At 66.5% G+C, this 23,059-nt stretch carries 20 protein-coding genes; 6 read left to right on the forward strand and 14 right to left on the reverse strand.

Features of this window, described 5'->3' with window-relative positions:
* Nucleotides 1–17 precede the first annotated feature (17 nt).
* Complete coding sequence (locus tag ARADN35_RS0104380; RefSeq protein ID WP_010459424.1) at nt 18–509, forward strand: Lrp/AsnC family transcriptional regulator; 492 nt, start codon at nt 18–20, stop codon at nt 507–509.
* Here ARADN35_RS0104380 and ARADN35_RS0104385 read toward each other — a convergent pair whose 3' ends face one another.
* From ARADN35_RS0104385 to ARADN35_RS0104395, 3 genes are all read right to left on the reverse strand, one after another.
* The gene (locus ARADN35_RS0104385) at nt 510–1,502 is read right to left on the reverse strand and encodes a 2-dehydropantoate 2-reductase (RefSeq protein ID WP_010459426.1); all 993 of its coding nucleotides are present in this window, start codon (nt 1,500–1,502) and stop codon (nt 510–512) included.
* Between the two features lie 241 nt (nt 1,503–1,743).
* The gene (locus ARADN35_RS0104390) at nt 1,744–3,084 is read right to left on the reverse strand and encodes an ATP-binding protein (protein WP_010459428.1); all 1,341 of its coding nucleotides are present in this window, start codon (nt 3,082–3,084) and stop codon (nt 1,744–1,746) included.
* Nucleotides 3,081–3,740 carry a response regulator transcription factor gene (locus tag ARADN35_RS0104395; protein ID WP_010459429.1) on the reverse strand — a complete coding sequence of 220 codons (660 nt, stop codon included), beginning with the start codon at nt 3,738–3,740 and terminating at the stop codon, nt 3,081–3,083. The genes ARADN35_RS0104390 and ARADN35_RS0104395 overlap by 4 nt, the downstream gene beginning before the upstream one ends.
* 193 nt (nt 3,741–3,933) lie before the next feature.
* Here ARADN35_RS0104395 and ARADN35_RS0104400 point away from each other — a divergent pair, with 193 nt between their 5' ends.
* Nucleotides 3,934–4,962 carry an ABC transporter substrate-binding protein gene (locus tag ARADN35_RS0104400; protein WP_010459431.1) on the forward strand — a complete coding sequence of 343 codons (1,029 nt, stop codon included), beginning with the start codon at nt 3,934–3,936 and terminating at the stop codon, nt 4,960–4,962.
* 51 nt (nt 4,963–5,013) lie between these two features.
* On the opposite strand, the gene ARADN35_RS0104405 is transcribed toward ARADN35_RS0104400, so the two are convergent.
* The 10 genes from ARADN35_RS0104405 to ARADN35_RS0104450 form a co-directional block, all read right to left on the reverse strand.
* Complete coding sequence (locus ARADN35_RS0104405) at nt 5,014–6,534, reverse strand: DegQ family serine endoprotease (protein WP_010459432.1); 1,521 nt, start codon at nt 6,532–6,534, stop codon at nt 5,014–5,016.
* 145 nt (nt 6,535–6,679) lie between these two features.
* Nucleotides 6,680–7,669 (reverse strand): catalase family protein, encoded by a 990-nt coding sequence (locus ARADN35_RS0104410; RefSeq protein WP_010459434.1) that lies wholly within the window; start codon nt 7,667–7,669, stop codon nt 6,680–6,682.
* Between the two features lie 76 nt (nt 7,670–7,745).
* Nucleotides 7,746–8,858: an aldose epimerase family protein gene (locus ARADN35_RS0104415; protein ID WP_010459435.1), complete on the reverse strand. Its 1,113-nt coding sequence runs from the start codon at nt 8,856–8,858 to the stop codon at nt 7,746–7,748.
* Nucleotides 8,859–8,868: 10 nt separating this feature from the next.
* Complete coding sequence (locus ARADN35_RS0104420) at nt 8,869–9,804, reverse strand: DMT family transporter (RefSeq protein ID WP_010459438.1); 936 nt, start codon at nt 9,802–9,804, stop codon at nt 8,869–8,871.
* An 83-nt stretch (nt 9,805–9,887) separates the two neighbouring features.
* The gene (gene garD / locus ARADN35_RS0104425) at nt 9,888–11,462 is read right to left on the reverse strand and encodes a galactarate dehydratase (protein ID WP_010459440.1); all 1,575 of its coding nucleotides are present in this window, start codon (nt 11,460–11,462) and stop codon (nt 9,888–9,890) included.
* A gap of 176 nt (nt 11,463–11,638) precedes the next feature.
* Nucleotides 11,639–12,931: a TRAP transporter large permease gene (locus tag ARADN35_RS0104430; RefSeq protein WP_010459442.1), complete on the reverse strand. Its 1,293-nt coding sequence runs from the start codon at nt 12,929–12,931 to the stop codon at nt 11,639–11,641.
* Nucleotides 12,932–13,147: 216 nt separating this feature from the next.
* Nucleotides 13,148–13,636, reverse strand: coding sequence for a TRAP transporter small permease (locus ARADN35_RS0104435; protein ID WP_010459444.1), 489 nt, complete (start codon nt 13,634–13,636; stop codon nt 13,148–13,150).
* Nucleotides 13,637–13,704: 68 nt separating this feature from the next.
* On the reverse strand, nt 13,705–14,682 hold the full coding sequence (locus ARADN35_RS0104440; RefSeq protein ID WP_010459446.1) for a TRAP transporter substrate-binding protein: 978 nt from the start codon (nt 14,680–14,682) through the stop codon (nt 13,705–13,707).
* A 57-nt stretch (nt 14,683–14,739) separates the two neighbouring features.
* Nucleotides 14,740–15,636 (reverse strand): SMP-30/gluconolactonase/LRE family protein, encoded by an 897-nt coding sequence (locus tag ARADN35_RS0104445; protein WP_010459448.1) that lies wholly within the window; start codon nt 15,634–15,636, stop codon nt 14,740–14,742.
* Nucleotides 15,637–15,644: 8 nt separating this feature from the next.
* The gene (locus tag ARADN35_RS0104450; protein WP_029413265.1) at nt 15,645–16,463 is read right to left on the reverse strand and encodes an NAD-dependent epimerase/dehydratase family protein; all 819 of its coding nucleotides are present in this window, start codon (nt 16,461–16,463) and stop codon (nt 15,645–15,647) included.
* Between the two features lie 127 nt (nt 16,464–16,590).
* Between ARADN35_RS0104450 and ARADN35_RS0104455 the strand changes: the two genes are divergently transcribed.
* A complete protein-coding gene (locus tag ARADN35_RS0104455) occupies nt 16,591–17,319 on the forward strand; it encodes a FadR/GntR family transcriptional regulator (protein WP_010459451.1) in 729 nt (242 codons plus the stop codon).
* Nucleotides 17,320–17,640: 321 nt separating this feature from the next.
* The gene (locus ARADN35_RS0104460) at nt 17,641–19,080 is read left to right on the forward strand and encodes an aldehyde dehydrogenase family protein (protein WP_010459453.1); all 1,440 of its coding nucleotides are present in this window, start codon (nt 17,641–17,643) and stop codon (nt 19,078–19,080) included.
* Between the two features lie 184 nt (nt 19,081–19,264).
* Here the strand turns inward: ARADN35_RS0104460 and ARADN35_RS0104465 are convergent, their stop codons facing one another.
* The gene (locus tag ARADN35_RS0104465; protein WP_010459456.1) at nt 19,265–20,203 is read right to left on the reverse strand and encodes a LysR family transcriptional regulator; all 939 of its coding nucleotides are present in this window, start codon (nt 20,201–20,203) and stop codon (nt 19,265–19,267) included.
* Nucleotides 20,204–20,417: 214 nt separating this feature from the next.
* Between ARADN35_RS0104465 and ARADN35_RS0104470 the strand changes: the two genes are divergently transcribed.
* Together ARADN35_RS0104470 and ARADN35_RS0104475 are read left to right on the forward strand one after the other, a co-directional pair.
* Nucleotides 20,418–21,938, forward strand: coding sequence for a sugar ABC transporter ATP-binding protein (locus ARADN35_RS0104470; RefSeq protein ID WP_029413266.1), 1,521 nt, complete (start codon nt 20,418–20,420; stop codon nt 21,936–21,938).
* A complete protein-coding gene (locus ARADN35_RS0104475) occupies nt 21,935–23,044 on the forward strand; it encodes an ABC transporter permease (protein ID WP_010459459.1) in 1,110 nt (369 codons plus the stop codon). The genes ARADN35_RS0104470 and ARADN35_RS0104475 overlap by 4 nt, the downstream gene beginning before the upstream one ends.
* Nucleotides 23,045–23,059 lie beyond the last annotated feature (15 nt).

Consider the following 23,059-nt stretch of genomic DNA (forward strand, 5'->3'; position numbering starts at 1 on the left):
ATCCACCGGAGCCATGAATGACCGCCCCCGCCGCCCTCGACCGCTTTGACCTCGCCATCCTGGACATCCTGCAGACCGACAACACCACGCCCCAGCGCGTGATTGCCCAGGCGGTCAACCTGTCGGCGCCCGCTGTGCAGCGTCGCATCCAGCGGCTGAAGGACAGCGGCGTGATCCGCGCCAACGTCGCCGTGCTGGACCCGGTGAAGGTGGGCAAACCGCTGACCATCGTGCTGGAGGTGCACCTGGAAAACGAGCGCCCCGACCGCACCGCCCCGCTGCGCGCGCGCATTGCCGCCGAAGACGCTGTGCAGCAGTGCTACAGCGTGACGGGCGAGGCGGACTACCTGCTGGTGGTGACCGTGGCGTCGATGGAGGACTACGAAGCGCTGACGCGGCGCCTGTTCGAGGGGGATGACAACGTGCGGCGGTTCCGAACCTCGGTGGCGCTGGGCTGCCTCAAGGCCGGGCTGCATGTGCCGCTGGACCGTGCGCTGCCAGCCGCCTGATCACAGCCCCAGCATCTTGCATATCTGCGCACCCGTGAGGCGCTGGCGCGGTCCGCCCAGCAGCTCGCACATGCGGGCGTTGAGCGGTGCCTGCGCCCCGTGCTGCGCCGCCAGCCGCACCACCGCGCCGCTGAGCGCATCGATCTCGGTCACGCGCCCGGCTTCCAAGTCGTCCCACATCGACGAGCGGGCCGTGGCGTCGATCTGCAGCATGCGTTTGGCCAGCCGCGTGAACAGCCAGTTGGGCAGGCGCAGCACATGGGGCAGCAGCGTGGGCGACACGGCGGCGACCTGGGCGGGTGTGATGCCCGCGCGGGCCATCACGCTCAGCGCCTCGGTCTGCAGGGCGGCGAAGACACGGCGGCAGTCGCGGTCCAGCAGCTCTTGCCGCAGGGGCAGATCAGACAGCGCATTGACCGGGTTGTTCAGGTTGAGCAGCAACTTGCCCCACTGCACCGCACGGATGCCGACGGGCAGCACCGTGGCCAGGCCTGCGGCGTTGAAGACTGGCGCGATGCGTTCGGTGACGGCATCACGCTGCAGCTGCAAGTGGCCCGCGGTGGCGCGGTGCACGTGGGCCCCGCGCAGCACCACGTTGTAGGGCACCATGCCGGCCAGCACGTTCAGGCCGGGCGCCAGCGCCGCGACGCGGGCCACGTTGTCCACGCCGTTCTGCAGCGAGATCACCGGGGTGCCGGGCGCACAAGCCGTAGCCAGCTCGCGTGCGGCGGATTCGGTGGCGCCGCTTTTGACGCACAGCAGGATGATGCTGTCGGCGCCGGGCGCGGCGTCTGCCAGTGTGTGCGCCAGTTGCAGCGCGGACACGGGCACGGTGCGGTCAAAACCGCCCAGGTCAGACACCTTCAGGCCCTGCTGCGCGATGGGCTCCAGCGCATGCGGGCGGCCCACCAGGCACACCGGCAGGCCGTGCGCTGCCAGGCGCCCACCCACATAACAACCAATGGCGCCTGCGCCGAGAACGATGAAGTGCATGCGGTGGGGTCCTTTGACAGCGGGAGATAGGGCACCGCGATGGATGCGGCGCCCGCGCATTGTGCGGCGACGCGCTCACGGGGCCTGGCGCAGAGGCGACGGCGTCTGCAGGTATTTTCAGCTTCAAATTTTGAAGTTTTTTGGCCTCCAGCGCTTTTCTATCAAGCGTCAATAGCTATTAAATTTGAAGCATTATCAACAGACAGAACCTGCATCCAAGGGGCTTTCCCGCCACCAAGCATCAGCCAAACCGCACGGTCACCAGCAGGCCCCCCAGGCGCGGCGAAGCGCCCAGTTGCACCGTGGCGCCGTGGGCCTGTGCAATGGCCTGCACGATGGCCAGGCCCAGGCCGCTGCCGGGGGCGCCTTCCGAGGTTTCGCGCACAAAACGCAGCATCACGCGCTCGCGGTGCTCGGGGGCGATGCCGGGGCCGCTGTCTTCCACCGTGAGCACGGCGTGGCCGCCCTCCCTGCGCACCTGCAGGTCCACCTGGCCGCCGGGTGGGGTGTACTTGATCGCGTTGTCCAGCAGATTGCGCGCCAGCATGCGAAGGGCCTCGGCATTGCCGGGTACGGTGGCGGCGTCGGAGTCGAGCAGGCCCACGTCCATGCTGCGCACCTGCGCCGCGGGGGCCACGTCGGCCAGGGCCAGCTGGGCGGTGGCGCGCAGGTCCACGGGTTCGGCCGGTGTTGCGGCGGCCTCCTGCCGAGCCAGCGTCAGCAACTGTTCGACGAGGCGCGTGGCGCGGTCGATGCCGGCCGACAGGCGTTCGATGGCGGCAGCACGCGCGGTGTCGTCGCCCGCGCGCTGCAGACCCTGCAGCTGCAGGCGCAGCGCGGCCAGGGGCGAGCGCAGCTCGTGCGCGGCGTCGGCCACAAAGTGCTGCTGGGCATCGAACGCGCGCTGGACACGCTCGAACAGCAGGTTGAGTTCACTCACCAGCGGCTGCACTTCGTCGGGCAGCTGCGCATCACTCACGGGCGAGAGGTCGTCGGCCTGGCGCTGGGCCAGCTGGCGGCGCACGCGTTCCACCGGGGCCAGCGACCGGCTCACGCCCCACCACACGGCCAGCACCAACAGCGGCGCCATGATGGCCAACGGCGCCAGCGTGCGCAGTGCCAGGCTGCGGGCCATGTCGCGCCGCGCGGCCATGTTCTGCGCCACCTGGATGACCTGCGAGCGCGTCTGCATCGAAAACACGCGGTAGGTGCCGCCGCGCGCCTGCACATCGGTAAAACCCAGCACGGCGATCTGCGGCAGCTCCGCGCCCACGGCGGATTCGAAAATGCGCAGGCCCTCGTTGGTCCACACCTGCACGACGAATTCGTGGTTCTCGTCCTCGGGGTCCAGCCCCGGGCCCAGGCCCTGCGCGTCCACCGGCAGGCCCGAGCGCAGCGCCAGCGCGGTCTGCTGCATGTGGTAGTCGAACAGCGTGTCGGCCTCGGCCAGTGCGCCCCGGTAGGCCAGCGCCCCCTGCACCGCACCGGCCAGCACGATGGCGGCGAGCAAAAACACCAACAACCGCATGCGCAGTGATCGGGGAAGCAGCCCGTGGAGGGCCGGGGTGAGCTTGTAGGTCATACCTTGGGTACTAAATAGCCGACGCCGCGCACGTTGAGCAGCACCTCGGCCCCCAGCTTCTTGCGCAGGCCGTGGATGTAGACCTCCACCGCGTTGCTACTCACCTCGTCGCCCCAGCCGTAGAGCTTGTCTTCGAGCTGCTGGCGCGACAGCACCATGCCAGGCCGGGCGATGAGCGGCTCCAGCACCGCCCATTCGCGCGCCGACAGCACGACAGGAACACCCTGCACCGTGGCCTCGCGCGTGGCGGGGTTGATGCACACGCCCTTGTGTTCGTACACCGGCTCGGCCCGCCCCGCAGCGCGGCGCAGCAGGGCGCGGATGCGGGCGAGCAACTCGTCCAGGTCGTAGGGCTTGAGCACGTAGTCGTCGGCCCCGGCGTCGAGCCCCTCGATGCGATGTCCCACGGCATCGCGGGCGGTCGCCACCAGCACGGGGGTGCGGTTCTTGCGGGCACGCAGGTCGCGCAGCACGGCCAGGCCGTCGCGTTTGGGCAGGCCCAGGTCGAGCAGCACCAGGTCGTAGGGCTGGGTGCGCAGGGCGGTATCAGCCGCATCGCCGTCACGCGCCCAGTCCACGGCGTAGTGCTCGGCACGCAGCAGGTCCAGCACGGCTTCGCCGATCATGGGGTCGTCTTCAACGAGCAGCAGGCGCATGGCAACGGGTCCAAAGGATCGGTGAAATGTAGTCCGCCAAGGATAGCGGCGGTGCCACGGCTTGCCGTGGACAGGGCCTCACGGGGAGGCGCACCGTTTGTCATGTCACATCACTGCCACAATCAACGGGCGCTGGGCGAACAACCCGATCCCCGTGTCGGGCCACAAAAACAGAACGTAAGGAGCAAGAGCGATGGCATTCCACAAAATCCGGTTCATTGCTGCGGCGGCCGCGCTGGCGACCTTGTCGGCAGGCGCGCAGGCACAAGGCGTGGTCAATGCGCTGTGCAGCACCGACGCCTCTTGGTGCGAAGCCGCCGCCAAGGAGTTCACCAAAAAGACCGGCATCAAGGTCAACCAGGCGCACAAGGGTACGGGCGAAATCGCGGCGCAGCTGCGTGCCGAGGCCAACAACCCCAAGACCGACATCTGGTGGGGTGGCACGGGCGACCCGTTCCTTCAAGTGGCCGAGCAAGGTCTTCTGGCCGAATACCGCCCGGGCTATCTCCAGGATCTGCACGGCTGGAGCGTGCGCCAGTACGCGATGTCGGGGAACCAGGTGGGGGGCTTCTACAGTTCGGCCATCGGCTTTGGCTACAACACCGATACCCTCAAGAAGAAGAAACTGCCCGAGCCGCAATGCTGGGCCGATGTGATCAAGCCCGAGTACAAGGGCGAGGTGGAAATCTCGCACCCGGCCTCCAGCGGCACGGCCTACACCGTGATTGCAGGCCTGGTGCAGCTGATGGGCGAGGACAAGGCTTTCGATTACCTCAAGGCCTTGCACAAGAACACCACCACCTACACCCGCAGCGGCCAGGCGCAAGCGCCCAATGTGGCCAAGGGCGAAGTGGGGGTGGGCATCACCTTCATGTTCAACTTCGAGAAGTGGAAGGCCGACAAGTACCCGGTCAAGACCCAGGCCCCCTGCGAAGGCACCAGCTACGAGATCGGTGGCATTGCCCTGATCAAAGGTGCGCGCAACATGGAGAACGCCAAGAAGTATTACGACTGGCTGATGAGCGCCGAAGGCCAGGCCGTGGGCGCCCAGGTGGGCAGCTACCAGGTGCCGGCCAACAAGAGCTTCAAGATGGACCCGCGCATCCCGACGCTGGACAACGTCAGGCTCATCAAATACGACTTTGAAAAATACGGCAAGGCTGCCGAGCGCAGGCGCCTGATTGACCGCTGGACCAAGGAGGTGGAGGCGCTGCCGCGCTGACAGGAGCCGCCCGCCGCAAGGGCGTTGCCGACGGCAGGCGCTCCTCACGGCTTACCCCAGGCGCACTGGCACAAAGATCTTGTTGCCATCGCGCTCTATCAGCAGCGCCACCGACTTGCCCGCCTTGGCCATGGCCGTGCGGACCTGGTCGATGTTCCTGGCGGGTGCCCCGTTGATGGCCAGCAGCACATCGCCCGGCTGCACACCGGCCGCCGCAGCGGGGCCACGCGCCTGTTCAATCACCAAGCCCTCGCTCACACCCACCTCGCGGCGCTCCTCGGGGTCCAGCGGGCGCAGCGACAGGCCCAGCTGGCCCTTGCCTACGGCATCGTCATTGCGCGCCTGCTTGCTGGCCTTGTCACTGGAATCACCCAGCGTAGCGGTCAGCTCCAGCGGCTTGCCCTGGCGCCACACCGACAGCCTGGCCTGCTGCCCCGGCTGCGCCTGGCCCACCCAGGCGGGCAGGTCGCCCGAGGCCACGATGGGCTGGCCGTCCACCTGCCGGATCACGTCACCAGCCTGCAGGCCCGCCTTGTCGGCCGGGCTGCCCTTGCTGACGCTGGCGACCAGCGCACCCTCGGGTTTGTCGAGCGCGAACGATTCGGCAAACGCCTGGTTCACCTCCTGCACGGCCACGCCCAATTGCGCGTGGCGCACCTTGCCGGTGGCGACGATCTGGTCCTTGATCTTGGCGGCCAGCTCGATGGGGATGGAGAACGACACGCCCTGGTAGCCGCCCGAGCGGCTGTAGATCTGCGAGTTGATGCCCACCACCTCGCCGCGCGCATTGAACAGCGGCCCACCCGAGTTGCCGGGGTTCACGGCCACGTCGGTCTGGATGAAGGGCACCAGGCTGTCGTCGGGCAGCGAGCGGCCCTTGGCACTGACCACACCCGCCGTCACGCTGTTCTCGAAGCCAAAGGGCGAGCCGATGGCCAGCACCCATTCGCCCACCTGCAGGTCCCGCGTGCTGCCCAGGCGCACGGTGGGCAGATCCTTGGCGTCAATCTTGAGCACGGCCACGTCGGTCTTGGGGTCGGCTCCCAGCACCTTCGCGCGGAATTCGCGCCGGTCGGTGAGTTTGACGGTGACATCGCTCGCACCCTTTACCACGTGGGCATTGGTCAGCACCAGGCCGTCGGGGCTGACGATAAAGCCCGAGCCCTGGCCATGCGTGGGCACGTTGGGCTGGCCCTGCGCGCCCGCGCCGGGAAAGCCGAACTGGCGGAAGAACTCGTAGAACGGATCGTTCGGATCGATCTGCGGGCCCCGGCGCTGGCGCGCTGCGGGTTGCCCTTCATCGTCGTCTTCGTCGCTGGCCATCGCCGTCTTGGTGCTGCCCGTGACACTGATGTTGACGACGGCCGGGCCGTTCTGCGCGGTGATCTGGGCAAAGCTGGGCAGCGCGCCGCCGGGGGCGGCCGGGGTCTGCGCAACGATGGGCGCGGTGGGGGTCAAAGCGCGTGCCTGGTGCCCGGTGATGAGGCCCGCGCCCGTGGCGCCCACCGCCCCTGCGGCCACCAGGGCCAGGATGAGGTGGCGGGGGTTGGAGGTCAGCGTGGTCGTGTTCATGGTGTGGTGCCTTTCCAATCGGAGTTGCGATGGAGGGCAGTGTGGACACCAACACTTAGACGAAACTTAGAGGCACTCCGGGGCGCTCCGGTGGCACGGGGCGGACGCCGTGGACGGCGGGGCTCCCTGCAAAAAAAGCCGCAGACTATGCGGCCCCGCGCCCCTTCTGGCTCTCGAAGTACACCACCTTGCGGGCGCGCATCACATCGCCCAGCGGGCGGTGCGCCGCCAGAGCCTGCCAGGGGTCGAACACGGCCGCGTCCACCTGCTCGGCCAGCGTGGGGTCGGCTGCAGGGTCTTGCCGGGGCAAGGTCAGCCGGGCCACGGTGGTGTAGGGCGTGGGCCAGTCCACGCTGGCGTCTTCGATGGGGGTGGTGGCCTCGTCCACAAAGGGCTGCAATTGCAAATCCCATTGCAGGTCCTGCTGGCGCAGACGGGCAGAAAACTCGGCGTTCCAATCGTCCTGCACCTGGGTGACCGGTGCGCCATTGGCGACATGGGGCACCAGCCGCACGCGCACGGCATAGGGCCCACACGCGATGGGCGCAGCACTGTGCACGGCATGCGCTGCAAAGCCGCCGAAGGGCCGGCCGAAAGTCTTGACCGTCTTGGCGATCTGCTTGGCGGCCCCCAGCAGCCCGTGGCGCTGCACCAGGAACTTGATCAACGCGCCGCCGCCATGCGAGGCCGCCACCACAAAGTCCACGAACTCGCCGCTTTGGGGAAAGGCGAACTTCTCCTGGTTGATGAGCGTGAAGTCCTGGCTTTTGGCGGGCCCATTGCCCAGGGCGGAATCGCCCTGCACGCCCAACACGCTGAACGAAAAGCCCCGGATGTCAGGCTTGCGGTCGGAGGTCTTGTCCATGCCGCCATTGCTCAGCCGCACCCGCACGTCGTACTGCCCGGGCTGGGCAAACAGCCCGTGGGACGCAAATGCAGGCAGATCGCCCAGCACCTGCAGCTGGCCCCGCGCGGCGGTGAGCTGCTTGCGGTGCAAGCCCCGGCCTGTGCCGTACTTGTGCGACTTGCGCGCCTGTAGTTCGGCAAACTGGCGCGCATATCCGGCAAAGCGCTGGGCCTCGTCGGGGGCCACCACTTCTTGCCAATCGGTACTGGGGGTGTAGCTTGTGTCCATGAACGACCTCGGTTGAAAGCCAGGGGGCATGGTAGCGCGGCATGCCGAAAAACGGGCACCCCGCTGACCACTGCGCTCAGAGGCTGCGAAACCGGTACACGATCGCCCCCCGCACCATCTCCCCGGGCGCCAACCAGCGCATGGGAAAGGCGGCGTGGTTGGGCGCATCAGGGTACTCCATGGGCTCCAGGCAGATGCCGTCGCCTGGCTGCCAGAGCCAGTCGCCCTGCCGCGCGCCACGGCCCAGGTCCCGCGCCGGGTCCGCCTTCAGGCCATGGCCCGCATAGACCTGCACACCGGGCGCTGTGCTCCAGACCTCCATCGCACGGCGGCTGCCGGGCTCGCTCAGCAGCGCGGCCAGCCGCAGGCCGGCTGGGGTGATGGATGACACGGGCGGCGCATGGGATGCATCCGCTTCGTCCAGCACCAGGTAGTGGTCCAGCCCACCAGCCAGGGCCAGTTGCTCGCTGGGCGCTGCCACTGCGTCGCCCACGCGGCTGGCCTCGCGGAAGTCGAATGGCGTGCCCAACACGCCAGCCAGCGCGCCCGTGGGGCACACGTCGGCTGCCAGCGGCACATAGCGGCTGGCGGCCACCTGCAAGGTATGGCCGTGAGTGCTGCCACGGCCCGCCAGGTTGAAGAACGCATGCCCGGTGAGGTTCAGCATGGTGGAAGCGTGCAGCGCCTCCGCCGTCCAGGCCATGTGGAGTGCGTTGTCGGCCGTGACCTGCAGGTGAAGCTGCACGTGCACGTCACCGGGTACACCGTCGTCTTCGGTGCGAAAGGTATGGCTCAGGGTGAGCGCATCGGCCTGCACGTCTTCGACCGCGAACACCTGAAAGCGGCTGCCCCGTGGCCCGCCATGGTGGTGGTGTGGGCCGCTGTTGGTGGGCAATTGCAGAAGCGAACCATCCGGCCGGGTGAGCTTGCCTGCGCGCAAACGCCCGGCCCAGCGCCCGATCAATGCGCCCATGGAGAGTTGCCCGTCCAGGTAGCCCTGCAGACTGTCGTAACCCAGTGCCACATCGGCCAGGCCGCCCTGCCCGTCGGGCACCGCCACCTGCACCAGGCGGGCGCCGTAGTTGCTCACGGCCACCTGCAGGCCGCCTGCGCCGCGCAGGGTGAAAAGATCGGTGCGCTGCCCGTGCAGGTCGCGCTGAAACGCTTCGAGTGATAGGGAATAGGCCATGGCCGCAAGTCTATTTGGCAACAGGTGGCTCGGGCGTATCGCGCGTGACCAGCCAGATGCCCGCGCACACCAGCACCAGGGCCAGCAGATTCTTCCACTCCAGCAGCGCCTCGCCCAGGAACAGCGCCGACAGCGCCGCGCCGAAGATCGGCACCGTGAAGTTGAACACAGTGATCTGGCTCACGCGGTTGTGCTTGAGCAAGATGCTCCACAGCGAGAACGCGGCCGACGACAGCAGCGCCAGGTACACCAGGAGCGCGGTGGAGCCCCAGGTGAAGCCGGTGAGCGAGCCGCCCAGCGCCCCGCCGATGGCCAGCAGCGCGGCGCCACCCAGCCCCAGCTGCCAGCCGGTCATGACCACCGAATCCATGCGCTGCGACACCTGCTTTCCGTAGATGCTGGCCGCGGCCAGCACCAACGCGGCGATCACCACAAAGCCCTCGCCCAGCAGCGTGAAATCCATGTCCAACGTGCCGCGACCCAGGTTGACCACCATCACTCCGACAAAGCCCACCAGACAGCCCCACAGCTTGGCGTGGCTCAGGCGGTCGTTGTGATAGACCCAGTGCGCCAGCAGCACACTGAAGAAGGTGCCCGTGGCATTCATGATCGAACCCTTGACCCCTGTGGTGTACGCCAGCCCCACGTAGAAAAACACGTATTGCAGCGTGGTCTGCGCCAGCCCAAGCACTATCAGCTGCCGCCCTGCTGCAAAGCCCAGACCCCAGATGGCCTTGCGCGTGGCCACGGCCCAGGCCAGCAGGATCAGCCCCGCGCCCAGAAAGCGCCAGCCGGCGAATACCAGCTGCGAGGGAATGTCGCTCCTGGCAATGCAAAACCAGGCGTAGCCGGTCTTGATGGCGGGGTACGAGCTGCCCCACAGCAGGCAACACAGCAGCGCCAGCGCCACCACGACCTTGCGGTCGGAAAATCGGGTGTGACCCATGAGAAACGGTCTTTCAAGGACAACAGCCCTTGCAGGCAAGGGCTGTTGAAGAGGGAACACAAAGGGCCGGGGCCCGGCGGGGTTCAGGTGACGGGTGCGGGGTTGAATAGCACCAGCGCGTTGTGCAGCTTCCAGTGCTCGGCCCAGGTCTTCTTGCGGCCGCTGGCCACGTCGAGCAGCAGGCGGAACATCTCCCAGCCCAGGTCTTCGATGGTGGCCTCGCCATCGGCGATCTTGCCGGCGTTGATGTCCATCAGGTCGTGCCAGCGGCGCGCCAGGTCGCTGCGTGTGGCCACCTTGACCACGGGGCATTCGGCCAGGCCGTAGGGCGTGCCCCGGCCGGTGGTGAACACGTGCAGGTTCATGCCAGCGGCCAGTTGCAGCGTGCCGCAGATGAAGTCGCTGGCGGGCGTGGCGGCGTACACCAGGCCGCGCTGGTCGCGGCGCAGCTTCTCGCCGGGGGCCAGCACATGCGAGACGGGCGCGGTGCCGCTCTTGATGATGGAGCCCATGGCCTTCTCGGCGATGTTGGACAAGCCACCCGCCTTGTTGCCCGGCGTGGTGTTGGCCGCGCGGTCCACGCGGCCGCGGTCCAGGTAGCGGTCGTACCAGCCCAGTTCGCGCACGATGGCTTCGGCCACTTCGGGCGTGGCGGCGCGGCTGGTGAGCTGCTCGACCGCATCGCGCACCTCGGTGTTTTCGCTGAACATCACCGTGGCGCCGGCGCGCACCAGCAGGTCGGCGCAAAAGCCCACGGCCGGGTTCGCGGTGACGCCCGAGAACGCGTCGCTGCCGCCGCACTGCACGCCCAGCACCAGCTCGCTGGCCGGGATGGTCTCGCGGCGGCGGGCATTCAGGCGCGCGAGGTGGGGCCTGGCGCTTTGCAGAATGTCGTCGAGCATCGACATGAAGCCCACGTGGTGGTCGGCTTGCAGGCACACCGTCTCGGGGCCGAGTGCGGCGTCGCGCTCGTCGGTGATGGGGAAGCTGCCCGGGGGCAGCAGGCGGTCGGGCTGCAGCTTTTCGCAGCCCAGGCTCACCACCATGATCTCGCCGCCGAAGTTGGGGTTCAGGCTGATGTGCTTGAGCGTGCGGATGGGGATGACCGCGTCGGGCGCGTCGATGGCCACGCCGCAGCCGTAGGTGTGTTCCAGGCCGATCACGTCGTCGACGTTCGGGAACAACGGCAGCAGCTCGGTCTTGATGCGGTGCACGGCCTGCGCCACCACGCCGGCCACGCACTGCACGGTGGTGGTGATGGCCAGGATGTTGCGCGTGCCCACCGAGCCGTCCGCATTGCGGTAGCCCTCGAAGGTGTAGCCAGTGAGGGGTTCGAGCACCGGGGGCTTCACCGTGGCCATGGGCAGGCCTTCCAGCGCACGGGCTGCAGGCATCTGTAGCAGCCGCTCGTGCACCCAGCTGCCTGCGGGGATGTCCTTGAGCGCGTAGCCGATGGGCACGTTGTAGCGGCGCACCACGGCACCTTCAGGAATGTCCGCCAGTGTCACCTTGTGGCCCTGGGGCACCTTGTCGCGCAGCGCGATGCCTGCACCGGGCACGCCCGGCGGCAGCACGGTGCCGGCGGGCAGGCCACCGTCGTTGGCGACGATGGCGACGTTGTCTTCCGCATGCATGCGGATGGTGAGGGCTTCTCGCATCGGGTCTGTCACTTCTTTAACTTCTTGCTGGCGCTACACAGCTTGCACAAAAAATCGCGCCATGCCGCTGCCAGGGTCATCCCAGGCGCCGCGCACATGGCACTGCCTTCACATCGTCACACCCGGTGGACAAGCCAAGGCAGGGGGCCGGCTGGTTGCGGCCAGCCCCCCGCGCTTCACCCACCACCCTTAAGCACGAGGTCCGGCAACCACATCGAGAACTGCGGCACGTACGTCACCAGCATCAGCGCCACGATGAGCGCGCTGTAGAACGGCCAGATGGTTCTCATCACCTCACCCACGGAGATGCCTCCGATGGTGCAGCCAATGAACTGCGTGGTCCCCACCGGCGGCGTGTTCAGCCCCAGCGCGCAGTTGATCAGGATCACGATGCCGAACTGCTCGGTGCTCATGCCGAACTGCTGGCAGATGGGCAGGAAGATCGGCGTACAGATCAGGATGGTGGCCGCCATGTCCAGGAACGTGCCCAGGATGAACAGGATGATGTTCACGCACAGGAAGATGACCCACGGCGACGTGCTCATGGACTTGAGTGCCTCACCGGTCAGCTCGGCCACACCGTACAGGCCGATGAGGTAGCCGAACATCGATGAGATGCCGATCAGCAGCAGCACGGTGCCCGTGGTCTTGACGGCCTTGGAGGCGGCCTTGAGAAACTGCTCGCGGGTGAGTTTCTTGTAGACGAACACCGACAGCAGCAACGCCCAGATCACCGCCACCGAGGCGGACTCCGTGGCCGTGAACGCCCCCGACAAGATGCCCGCGATGATGATGACCACCACCGCCAGCCCGGGGACCGACGCCCGGAACGAGATCCACACGATCTCCCAGCCGGGGAACGTGCCCGATGGGTAACCGCGCTTGACGGCCACCAGGTAGGCGGCCAGCAGGTTGCACACGGTCAGCAGCAGCGCAGGCACGATGCCGGCCAGGATCAGCGCGGCAATGCTCACCTTGCCGCCGGCAGCCAGCGTGAAGATGATCAGGTTGTGCGACGTGGGCATGAGCGCGCCCACCAGCGAGGCGTGCGTGGTCACGTTCACCGCGTAGTCGGCGTGGTAGCCCTCTTTCTTCATCTGCGGGATGAGCACGGCGCCCATGGCAGACACGTCGGCCACGGGCGAGCCCGAGACGCCGCCGAACAGCGTGCAGGCCAGCACGTTGCTCATGCCCAGCCCGCCGCGCACATGGCCGGCCACGCTCTTGGCGAACACCACAATGCGGTCGGCAATGCCGCCGTACATCATGATCTCGCCCGCGAAGATGAAGAACGGAATCGCCAGGAACGAGAACGGGTTCATGCCCGAAATCATCTGCTGGAAGCCCACCGCCAGCGGCAGGCCTTCATACAGGATGGTCGCCAGTGACGACAAACCGATGGAAAAGGCCACGGGCACGCCCAGCAGCAGCAGGAGCGTGAAGGTCACGCACAGAATGGTCAACGCCATGATGGTGGAATCTTTACTGGAACATTAGGGTGCGGAGGGACGCATGCAGGGACCGCTTCGGTCATCTCCGCACAGCGCATGAAGCGGGCGTGACCCCTGCCAGGGCAGCCGAGCAAGGGCCGCCCCGCAGCGAGGGCTGCGTCCCTCTGCCCGCGTGGCGCAGCCATGCGAGAGCGGGGGGAAGCGCCGCAGGCGCTCAGGGGGGTGTCGTTCATCTCAATGCCAGGCGGGCTCGACCTCTGTGCCGCGGACCAGGGCGATGATGTGCTCGAGCGAGAACATCGCCACCAGCACACCAGCGAGCGCGGGGGGAACGTACTTGAACGCTTCGGAGATGCCGAGCGTGGGAATCTTGTAGGGCGCCACGGACTCGGCCAGCACGCCGCAGTTCCAGGCCATGACCACGCCGAAGATCAACACCAGCACGTGGATCACGATTTCCAGCTTGTGGCGCAGCCAGTCGGGCGCGAGCACCAGGAACGATTCGAGGCCGATGTGTCCGGCATCACGCACCCCCACGGCCATGCCCAGCATGGTCACGTACAGCACCAGCAGCACGGCGCTGCTTTCGGCCCAGGTGGGTGTGTTGTTGAAGATGTAGCGGCCAACGACCTGATAGAGCACGGCGCACACCAGCAGCACCAGCCCCCCGACACCTAGCTGAAGGCAGGTGCGCGCGATGAAAGCGCAGAGACGCGTATACATAAGAGACATTCAGAAGACAAAAATGGGATGGGCCCCAGCGCACCGCAGTTCGCCGGGGCTCGTGCAAATTACTGCACCGCGTCGATGCGCTTGACCATGTCCTGGAGCTTGGGGTCCTTCAGGAACTTGTCGTAGACGGGCTTCATGGCTGTCTTGAAGGCTGCCTTGTCGATCTCGACGATCTGCGCGCCGCCGGCCTTCACCGTGGCCAGGGACTTTTCTTCACGCTCGTCCCAGATCTTGCGCATGAAACCCACCGATTCCTTGGCTGCAGCGCGGATGGCCTTTTGCTCATCGGCGCTCAGGGTGTCCCACACGCGCTTGCTGAACAGCAGGATCTCCGGCGCCATCGAGTGCTCGGTCTTGTTGAAGTACTTGGCCACTTCGAAGTGGCGCGAGCTTTCGTAGCTGGGGTAGTTGTTCTCGGCAGCGTCCACCAGCCCGGTCTTGAGCGCGGTGTAGACCTCGCCGAACGGCATGGGGGTGGCGTTGGCGCCCATGGCTTCGAGCAGCGACACCCAAAGATCGCTCTGCTGCACACGCACCTTCAGGCCCTTGACGTCGGCCAGGGTCTTGACCGGTTTCTTGACGGTGTAGATCGAGCGGGCGCCGGAGTCATAGAACGCGAGGCCGACGAAGCCTTGCGATTCGCAGTCCTTCAGGATCTCGTCGCCGATGGCGCCATCGAGCACCTTGCGCATGTGTTCCTTGTCGCGGAACAGGAAAGGCATGGTGGGCACCATGGTCGCAGGGCAGATGTTGTTCATCGGCGCGACGTTCACACGCGTCATGGCAATCGCACCCAGCTTGGTCTGCTCGATGGTGTCCTTCTCGATGCCCAGGGAGCCCTTGGCATACACCTTGATGCTGTGCTTGCCGCCCGTGGCCTTGGACAGCGTCTCGCCCATGTGGCGCACGGCCAGCACGGTGGGGTAGTCCTCTGGGTGGATGTCCGACGAGCGGAACTCCGTGGCCTGCGCAGCCAGGCCGCCGAACAGGACGCTGGCAGCCAATGCGACGCGGCCAAACAGATGGGGGATTTTCATGGTTGTCTCCTGGGTTGAAGTGTTGTGAATTGGGGAGAGTTCCGGGGCCTGTTGTCCTCAGGCGCTCCGATAGGGTGTTTCCGGCAACCCCGCCACACCGGGCCGGGTGGCAAAGAGGGCGCCGCCGAGCGCCACGTCGTCGCCCTGCGGCTGCCCGGGGCGGATGGAGGTGATGAACAGCACATCCAGCCCCGGGCCGCCGAAGCTGCACATCGAGGGCTTGCTGGTGGGCACTGTGATGGAACGGTCCAGGCGGCCGTCGGGCGTGAAGCGGTGCACCACGCCTGCGTCGTTGCCGCAGATCCAGTAGCAGCCGTCGGCATCCACCGCGCCGCCGTCGGGCCGGCCGGGCAGATCACGCATGTCCACAAACAGCGAGCGCTCACCCAGAGACCCATCGTCGTGCAATGGCAGCTGCCAGATCTGCTGCACGCTCGGGTGGCTGTCGCTCAGGTACATGGTCTTGCCGTCGGGGCTGAAGCCCAGGCCGTTTTGCGTGATCAGGCCTTGCACCTGCGGTGCCGACAGGCCGCGCTGTGCGTCCATGCGGTACAGGCTGCCTGCAGGCTGAGCCAGCGACATGTCGCGCACCATGGTGCCCGCCCAGAAGCGGCCCCGGCGGTCGCAGCGGCCGTCGTTGAAGCGCATGCCGGGCTGGGGGTGGTCCACGCCTGCCAGCAGCGTGGCGGCCAGCGCGCCCGAGGCATCGGGCCGCAGGTGGAACACGCCCGTGTCCATGCCGGCGATCAAGCCACCGGCCGAATGCAGCGCGATGCAGGCGGGCCGTTCGCTGGTCTCCCAGCTTTGCACGTGCTGGTCCGCATAGGTCCAGCGGTGCAGCTTGCGGCCTTCGATGTCCACCCAGTAAAGCGCCTGCTCGGCAGGGCTCCACACCGGACTTTCGCCCACCTGGTCGCGGTGGTCGGGCAGCAGCAGGTCCACGGAAGGCGTCATCGGGGCGCTCATTCGAAAGGGCCGGTGCGCACGAAGGGACCGCCCTGGTAGATCACGGCGGGGTCGGTCAGGTCGGGGTGGGGGTCGGCGGCCTCGACCTTGGCGCGGAAGGGCTCGGAGCTGTCCTGCGGGCGGTAGCCGATGTGGCGCGCCAGGGTGTTGTCCCACCAGGTGGTGGTGTTGTCGCCCATGCCGTAGATGGTGCTGTGGCCCACGACCGGCGCGGTCAGGCTGGCGACGACCAGGCGCTCCAGGTCGTCGTAGCTCATCCAGGTGGCCAGCATGCGGCGGTTGCGCGGCTCTGGGAACGAGGAGCCTATGCGCAGGCACACGGTCTCGATGCCGTAGCGGTCGAAATAGAAACGCGAGAGGTCTTCGCCAAACGCTTTGGACAGGCCGTACAGGCCGTCGGGGCGGGCAGGGTCGTCCAGAGCAACCACTTCGTCCTGGCGATAGAAGCCGGTGACGTGGTTGGAGCTGGCGAACACCACGCGCTTGACGCCCTGCTTGCGGGCGGCCTCGTACAGGTTGTATGCGCCGACGATGTTGGCCTGCAGGATCAGGTCCCAGGGCTGCTCGGTGGACACGCCGCCCAGGTGGATCACGGCATCCACGCCGTCCAGCAGGCTGAGCACGGCGCCTGCATCTTCCAGCCGCGCGGGGCGCACTTCCTCGCCCTCCGCCTCAACACCCAGGTCTGCGATGTCCGACAGGCGCAGCGTGGTGCAGTAGGCCTTCAGGCGCGAGCGCAACTCCTGGCCCAACCCTCCGGCAGCCCCGGTCAATAGCAGGCGTTGGAAACGGATGGGCGTCGGATGGCAAGGCATGGCAGTTACAAAGGCTGAGGTTCTTGGTACAGTGGCGACAGATTCTGTTGAACGTCATCAGTTGTCGTACAACGAAGAGCAATGTACCGCTTCTGCCCCCGGCGCCCCATAGGGATAACACCAAGAAATGACCACCGATACCCTGCTTCGCCGCAAGCCCCGCACCCTGGCCCTGGAGCTTGTCGAATCCCTGGGAGACCGCATCCGCGACGGCCGCCTGGCACTGGGCGACAAGCTGCCCACCGAGGCGGCCATCATGGCCGAGTTCAGCGTGAGCCGCACCGTGGTGCGCGAGGCGATTTCCAAGCTGCAGGCCTCTGGCCTGGTGGAAACGCGCCACGGCATCGGCACCTTTGTCCTGGGGCTGGGCCAGGCGCCCGGCTTCAAGATCACCCCCGACCAGTTCAGCACACTGCGCGACGTGATTGCCGTGCTGGAGCTGCGCATCGGCGTCGAAACCGAGGCGGCGGCACTGGCCTCCCAGCGCCGTACCGAAGCCAACCTGAAAGCCATGCGCGAGGCGCTGGACGCCGTGGCTGCCGCCGTGGATGCGGGCCGCGACGCTGTGGCGGCGGACTTCCAGTTCCACCTGGAAATCGCACGCGCCACGCAGAACAGCCATTTCGCCGAACTGATGGGCACGCTGGGCAGCATGATCATTCCGCGCGCTCGCCTGGCCGCCATGGATTCGGTCAACGACGAGCGACGCCAGTACCTGCGCCGGGTCAACGGCGAGCATGAAAGCATCTATGACGCCATCGTGGGCCAGGACCCCGACGGCGCCCGGGCCGCCATGCGCACACACCTGGCCAACAGCCGCGAACGCCGGCGGCGTGCGCAGGCCGAAGCGAGCTGAATCGCCCTACACGCTCGCCGCTCCTTGATGAACTGGGTGAATCCGAAGGAAGGCGAGGTGCCCGTTTGTTCCATCAGTAGTTACCCGAAATCCAAGGGATCTCCTTATGTTGTACGATGACATACAACGCAATTTGACACGGCACGGCACGCTCGCGGGCTGCGGCACCTTCCAAGGCACCAGGATGTGCCGGTAGCGAGGCATCGCAGCGCACATTGAAAGACTTTCTGGGTGCCAGAGCCTGCTTGCGCTGCGCAACATGCGCGCTCGGCATGCGACCGCCCTTTTTCTCAACCCCCTCCTCCTAACCACCACACCACCATGCATGCAAACCTGATTGGCGGCGCCTGGACCGACGGCGTCCGCACTTACCAAAACACCAACCCCTCCGACACGCGCGACGTGATCGGCGACTACGCCGTGGCCAGCCGCGAGCAAACCCTGGAAGCCGTGTCAGCGGCGCATGCGGCTTTCCCCGCGTGGAGCCTGTCCACGCCCCAGCAGCGTTTTGACATCCTGGACGCAGTGGGCAACGAGATCATTGCGCGCAAGGCCGAGCTGGGCGACCTGCTCGCCCGCGAAGAAGGCAAGACCCTGCCCGAAGCCATCGGCGAAGTGGGCCGCGCGGCCGCCATCTTCAAGTTCTTTGCGGGCGAGGCGCTGCGCCCCGGCGGCGAGTTGATCCCGTCGGTGCGCCCGGGTGTGGGCATCGAGATCACGCGCGAGCCACTGGGCGTGATCGGCATCATCACGCCGTGGAACTTCCCCATTGCCATCCCAGCCTGGAAGATCGCGCCCGCGCTTGCCTACGGCAACTGCGTGGTGTTCAAGCCCGCCGAAGTGGTGCCGGGCTCCGCCTGGGCGCTGGCCGACATCCTGCACCGCGCGGGCCTCCCAGCCGGCGTGTTCAACCTGGTGATGGGCCGCGGCGCTGAAGTGGGCCAGGTGCTGCTGGAAGACGAGCGCATTGCCGGCGTGAGCTTCACCGGATCGGTGGGCACGGGCCAGCGCGTGGCCGCGGCCTGCGTGCCGCGCGGCGCCAAGGTGCAATTGGAGATGGGCGGCAAGAACCCCTTCGTGGTGCTCGATGACGCCGACCTGGCCGTGGCCGTGGGCGCTGCCGTCAACAGCGGTTTCTTCTCGACCGGCCAGCGCTGCACCGCCAGCAGCCGCGTGATCGTGACCGAAGGCATCCACGACCGCTTCGTGGCCGCCGTGATCGAGAAGATGAAAACCCTGAAGGTCGACGACGCCCGCAAGGCCGGCACCGACATCGGGCCCGTGGTGGACGACCGCCAGCTGGCGCAAGACCTGGAATACATCGGCATCGGCCAGCAGGAAGGCGCCAAGCTCGCCTTCGGCGGCGAAGCCCTGGAGAAGAACGCCGATGGCGCGCCCGGCTACTACATGCGCCCCGCCCTGTTCACCGAAACCACGCCTGGCATGCGCATCAACCGCGAAGAGATCTTTGGCCCCGTGGTGAGCGTGCAGCGCGTGAAGAACTACGACGAAGCGCTGGCCCTGGCCAACGACACGCAGTTTGGCCTCGCCAGCGGCATCGCCACCACCAGCCTCAAGCACGCCACCCACTTCAAGCGCCACGCGCAAGCCGGCATGGTGATGGTGAACCTGCCCACGGCCGGCGTGGACTACCACGTGCCGTTTGGCGGCCGCAAGAGCAGCAGCTACGGCCCGCGCGAGCAGGGACGTTACGCCGCCGAGTTCTACACGACGGTGAAGACGGCGTACACGCAGGCATAAAGCCAGCGCAAGCGCCCGGACCGGGCGGCGCACCACTGGTGCGCGGTGAAAATGTGGTCAAAATGGCTGCTAGCGCTTATCTATAAAGCGCTAGCAGCTATTTTTTTGATAGCAATATTCATTTCTCTACAAATGGGGTTTTAGGCAAGGCGCCAGCGGCCCCTGGCCATCCAGCGATGGGCTCTTACCCCTCTTGGGAGGGGGCGTGCAGAAGCTCAAGAAACCGGGCAGCGGCCTTGCCCACGGGCCGGTCGCTGCGCACGATGCTCCCATAGGCAGCCAACCGGTGGCTGATGGTGTAGGGCAGTATTTTGAGCAGCCCGTGGGCCTGATAACGGCTGGCGCTGGACTCGGGAATCACCGCGATCATCTGTGTCTTGAAGATGAGGTTGGTGGTGGTCAGGATGGACGAGGTCTCGATCAGCCCACTGTGAAAGCCAGCGTGGTGGTCCCGGAACTCCTGGTCAAGCACTTCGCGCATCGGGCTGCCGTGCGGCTGCAGGATCCACGGAAACTGCAGCATGTCCTCAAACAGCACTCGCTTGCGCCCCACCAGCGGGTGGTCGGTGGCCACGACGATGGACAGAGGCTCCTCGCCGATCGGCCGAAAAAGCAGGTTGTCACGCACCGGGCCCAGCATGCGCCCGATGACCAGGTCCAGTGCGCCTTCGCGCATCTGGTCGACCAGCCGGTCGCTGGTGTCCACTGAAATTTCAATGGACAGCAGCGGGTAGTCCTCTTTCAGCCGAATCAGCGTGTCCGTGAGCTGCTCGGGCGAAGCCGCCATGATGGAGCCGATGCACAGCTTGCCAGCGCCTCCCAGGCGCAGGGCCTGGAGCTCCCGGTTCAGCGCCTCCATGGTGCCGCGCATGCCGCGAAACGTGCCCATCACCGCCTGCCCTGCCGCATTGAGCTGCAGGCCACGCCCCACCCGATCAAACAGCCGCTGGCCCAGCGCGTCCTCCAGTTCGTGAAGCATCTTGGTCGCCGCAGGCTGGGTCATGCCCATGCGCTGGGAGGCGGCATGCAGGGTGCGGTGCTCGTCAATCGCCAACAGCAACGCCACCTGCCGCATTCGCAAGCGATTGAGCAATTGGGAAGTGGTGTCGGTGGTCTGCTCCATTGATAACCCCAAGGAATCATTTAATCAAATAGTTTCAATATACAGGAATCAGTCACATTCCTAAGATCGGCCGCATACCAATAAAGGAGACAGACATGAGCAAGCTCTCATGGCAGCGAAAGGCGGACGCAGCCACAGGCGCAACGGCCTGTACTGGCAAGCCCTCGCCGGCCCCGGTCGAACGCCGATCCACACGCCTGGCAAAGGAACTGTCGTGAGCCCACCCATGCTCTCCATCAGCCACCTGAGCAAGCGCTTTGGCGGTACCCAGGCCGTGGACGACGTCTCGCTGGACCTGCATGCCGGTGAGATTCTTGCCCTGCTGGGCGAGAACGGCGCTGGAAAATCCACGCTCATCAAAATCCTCGCCGGGGTCTACAGCCAGGACAGTGGCAGCATCACCCTGCAGGGGCGCCCCGAAAGCGCCTGGCGTGGCCAGACACACGACCGGCATGCCATGGCGTTCATCCACCAGGACCTGGGTCTCGTGGAATGGATGACGGTGGCAGAGAACGTGGCCATCGGCATGGGGTTTCCCCGCCGCCACGGGCTGTTCATCGACTGGAAGCAGGCGCAGGCCAATGCGCGCCGCGTGCTGTCGCATGTGGGCTGCGACATCGACCCCATGCGCCGCGTCTTCACGCTGACCCGCACTGAAAAGTCCCTGCTCGCCATCGGCCGGGCGCTCGACACCAATGCCCGTGTGCTGGTGCTGGATGAACCCACGGCCAGTCTCCCCATGGCCGACGTACAGCGCATGTTCCAGTTGCTGCGCCAACTGCGCGCCAAAGGGGTGGCGATGGTCTACGTGTCGCACCGGCTCGACGAGGTCATGGACATTTCCGACCGCGCCGCCGTCATGCGCGACGGCAAGCTGGTGGGAGTGCGCCACACGGCCGAGACCAACGAACACGCGCTGGTCGAACTCATCGTGGGCCGCAAGTTCGAAGTGCCCACCCGCAAGGCCAGCAGCGCCACGCAGCAAGTGGTCCTCCAACTACAGGACGTGTACACCGCCAACGCCGGCCCGGTCACGCTGACCGCCCATCGTGGAGAGGTGCTGGGCCTCATCGGCCTGCGCGATGCCGGGCACGAGGCGATCAGCCGCGCACTGTTTGGCCTGTCAGACCTGGCGGGCGGGCAGATCGCGCTCAACGGCCAGCGCATCGCGCCACGCAACCCGGCGCAGGCCATTGCACTGGGCGTGGCGTTGGTCGCGGCAGACCGGATCGAAGAAAACCTGGCACCCACCTTGTCGGTGCAGGAAAACCTGTTTCCCAACCCGGGGCTGGTGCTGGGCCGGCTGCTGGCACGGCTGACGCGACGCACCGAACACACCCAGGCGCAAGGCCTGATCCAGCGGTTTGACGTGAACCCACCCGCGCCCCACGCGGACATCCAGAACCTCAGCGGCGGCAACCAGCAAAAGGTGGTGCTGGCGCGCTGGATGCATCTGAACAAACCGCTCCTCATCCTGGAAGAGCCCACCGCCGGTGTCGATGTCGGCGCCAAGCAGCAGATCTACGCCATCTTGCACGCCCAGGCTTGCGCCGGTGCCTGTGTGCTGGTGGTCTCTACCGACTTTGAAGAGGTGGCCAACGTCTGCAACCGCGCACTGGTGTTTCGCGACGGCCGCGTCGCCACCGAGCTGTCAGGCGATGCCCTCACGGTGGCGGGCCTGCTGGTGGCTGCGTCAGGTCAACCTTCCCCACTTTCCACAGAGGCCACAGCATGAGCTCATCCATCAAACCCACCGCGCTGGAGCCGGACCCCTCATTCGACCGAAAGACCACGAGCCTGCTGGGCAGGGTCAGCCGGCATGTCCCGGTGTATGGCCTGCCCGCCCTCACTGTGGCACTGATCGCGCTGTTTTCGGTGCTGCTGCCTGACAGCTTTCCTACGCTGTTCAACCTGCGCTCCATCCTGGCGGACAAGGCCGTCATTGCGTTGCTGGCGCTGGCCGCAACCATCCCGATGATGACGGGGAAGATCGACCTCACGGTGGGTTACGGCATCGTGTTGTGGCACATCCTGGCGATCAGTCTGCAGACGAAGTTTGGCATCTCGTGGCCCGTGGCGGTGCTCATCGTGCTGGCCTGTGGTGCGCTCTTCGGTCTGCTCAACGGAATCCTGGTGGAGCAGGCGCAAATTGACTCGTTCATTGCCACGCTGGGCACCGGCACCGTGCTGTACGCGGTGGCGCTGTGGCACAGCGGCGGGCGCCAGGTGCTGGGCGAGCTGCCGGATGGATTCCTGGCGCTGGCTGGCGGCGACCTGCTGGGCTTGCCCATCACAGCGTTCTACGTGCTGGGCATCGCGGTGATCCTGTGGCTGGTCAGCGAGCACACGCCCATTGGCCGCGCCCTGTACGTGATCGGCTCCAACCCCAAAGCCGCAGTGCTCAACGGCATTCCATTGCAGCGCTGCGTGATGGGGGCGTTCGTCGCATCCGGCGCCCTGTCGGCGGTTGCCGGGGTGGTGCTCGCATCGCGCCTGCAGATCGGGCAGGCGGGTGTGGGGCTGGAATTCCTTTTGCCCGCACTGGTCGGCGCATTTCTGGGCTCCACCACGATCCGGCCAGGCCGGGTCAACGTCTGGGGCACGCTGGTCGGCGTCGCCATTCTTGCCGTAGGCATCTCGGGCATCCAGCAGTTTGGCGGCGCCTTCTATGTCGAGCCGCTGTTCAACGGATTGACCCTCCTGGTTTCCATCGGAATCGCCGGCTACGCACAGCGCAAGCGTGGTCAGTCGATCAAGCGACGCATTGCACAGCAGCAGCTGGCTACCGAGCCCACACCCGCGCCATCCGGCGCACCCACCGCGAAAACTGCCTCGGTCTGAGGCCTATAAAAAAGG

Source organism: Acidovorax radicis N35 (genome assembly GCF_000204195.1).
GTDB lineage: Bacteria > Pseudomonadota > Gammaproteobacteria > Burkholderiales > Burkholderiaceae_C > Acidovorax > Acidovorax radicis.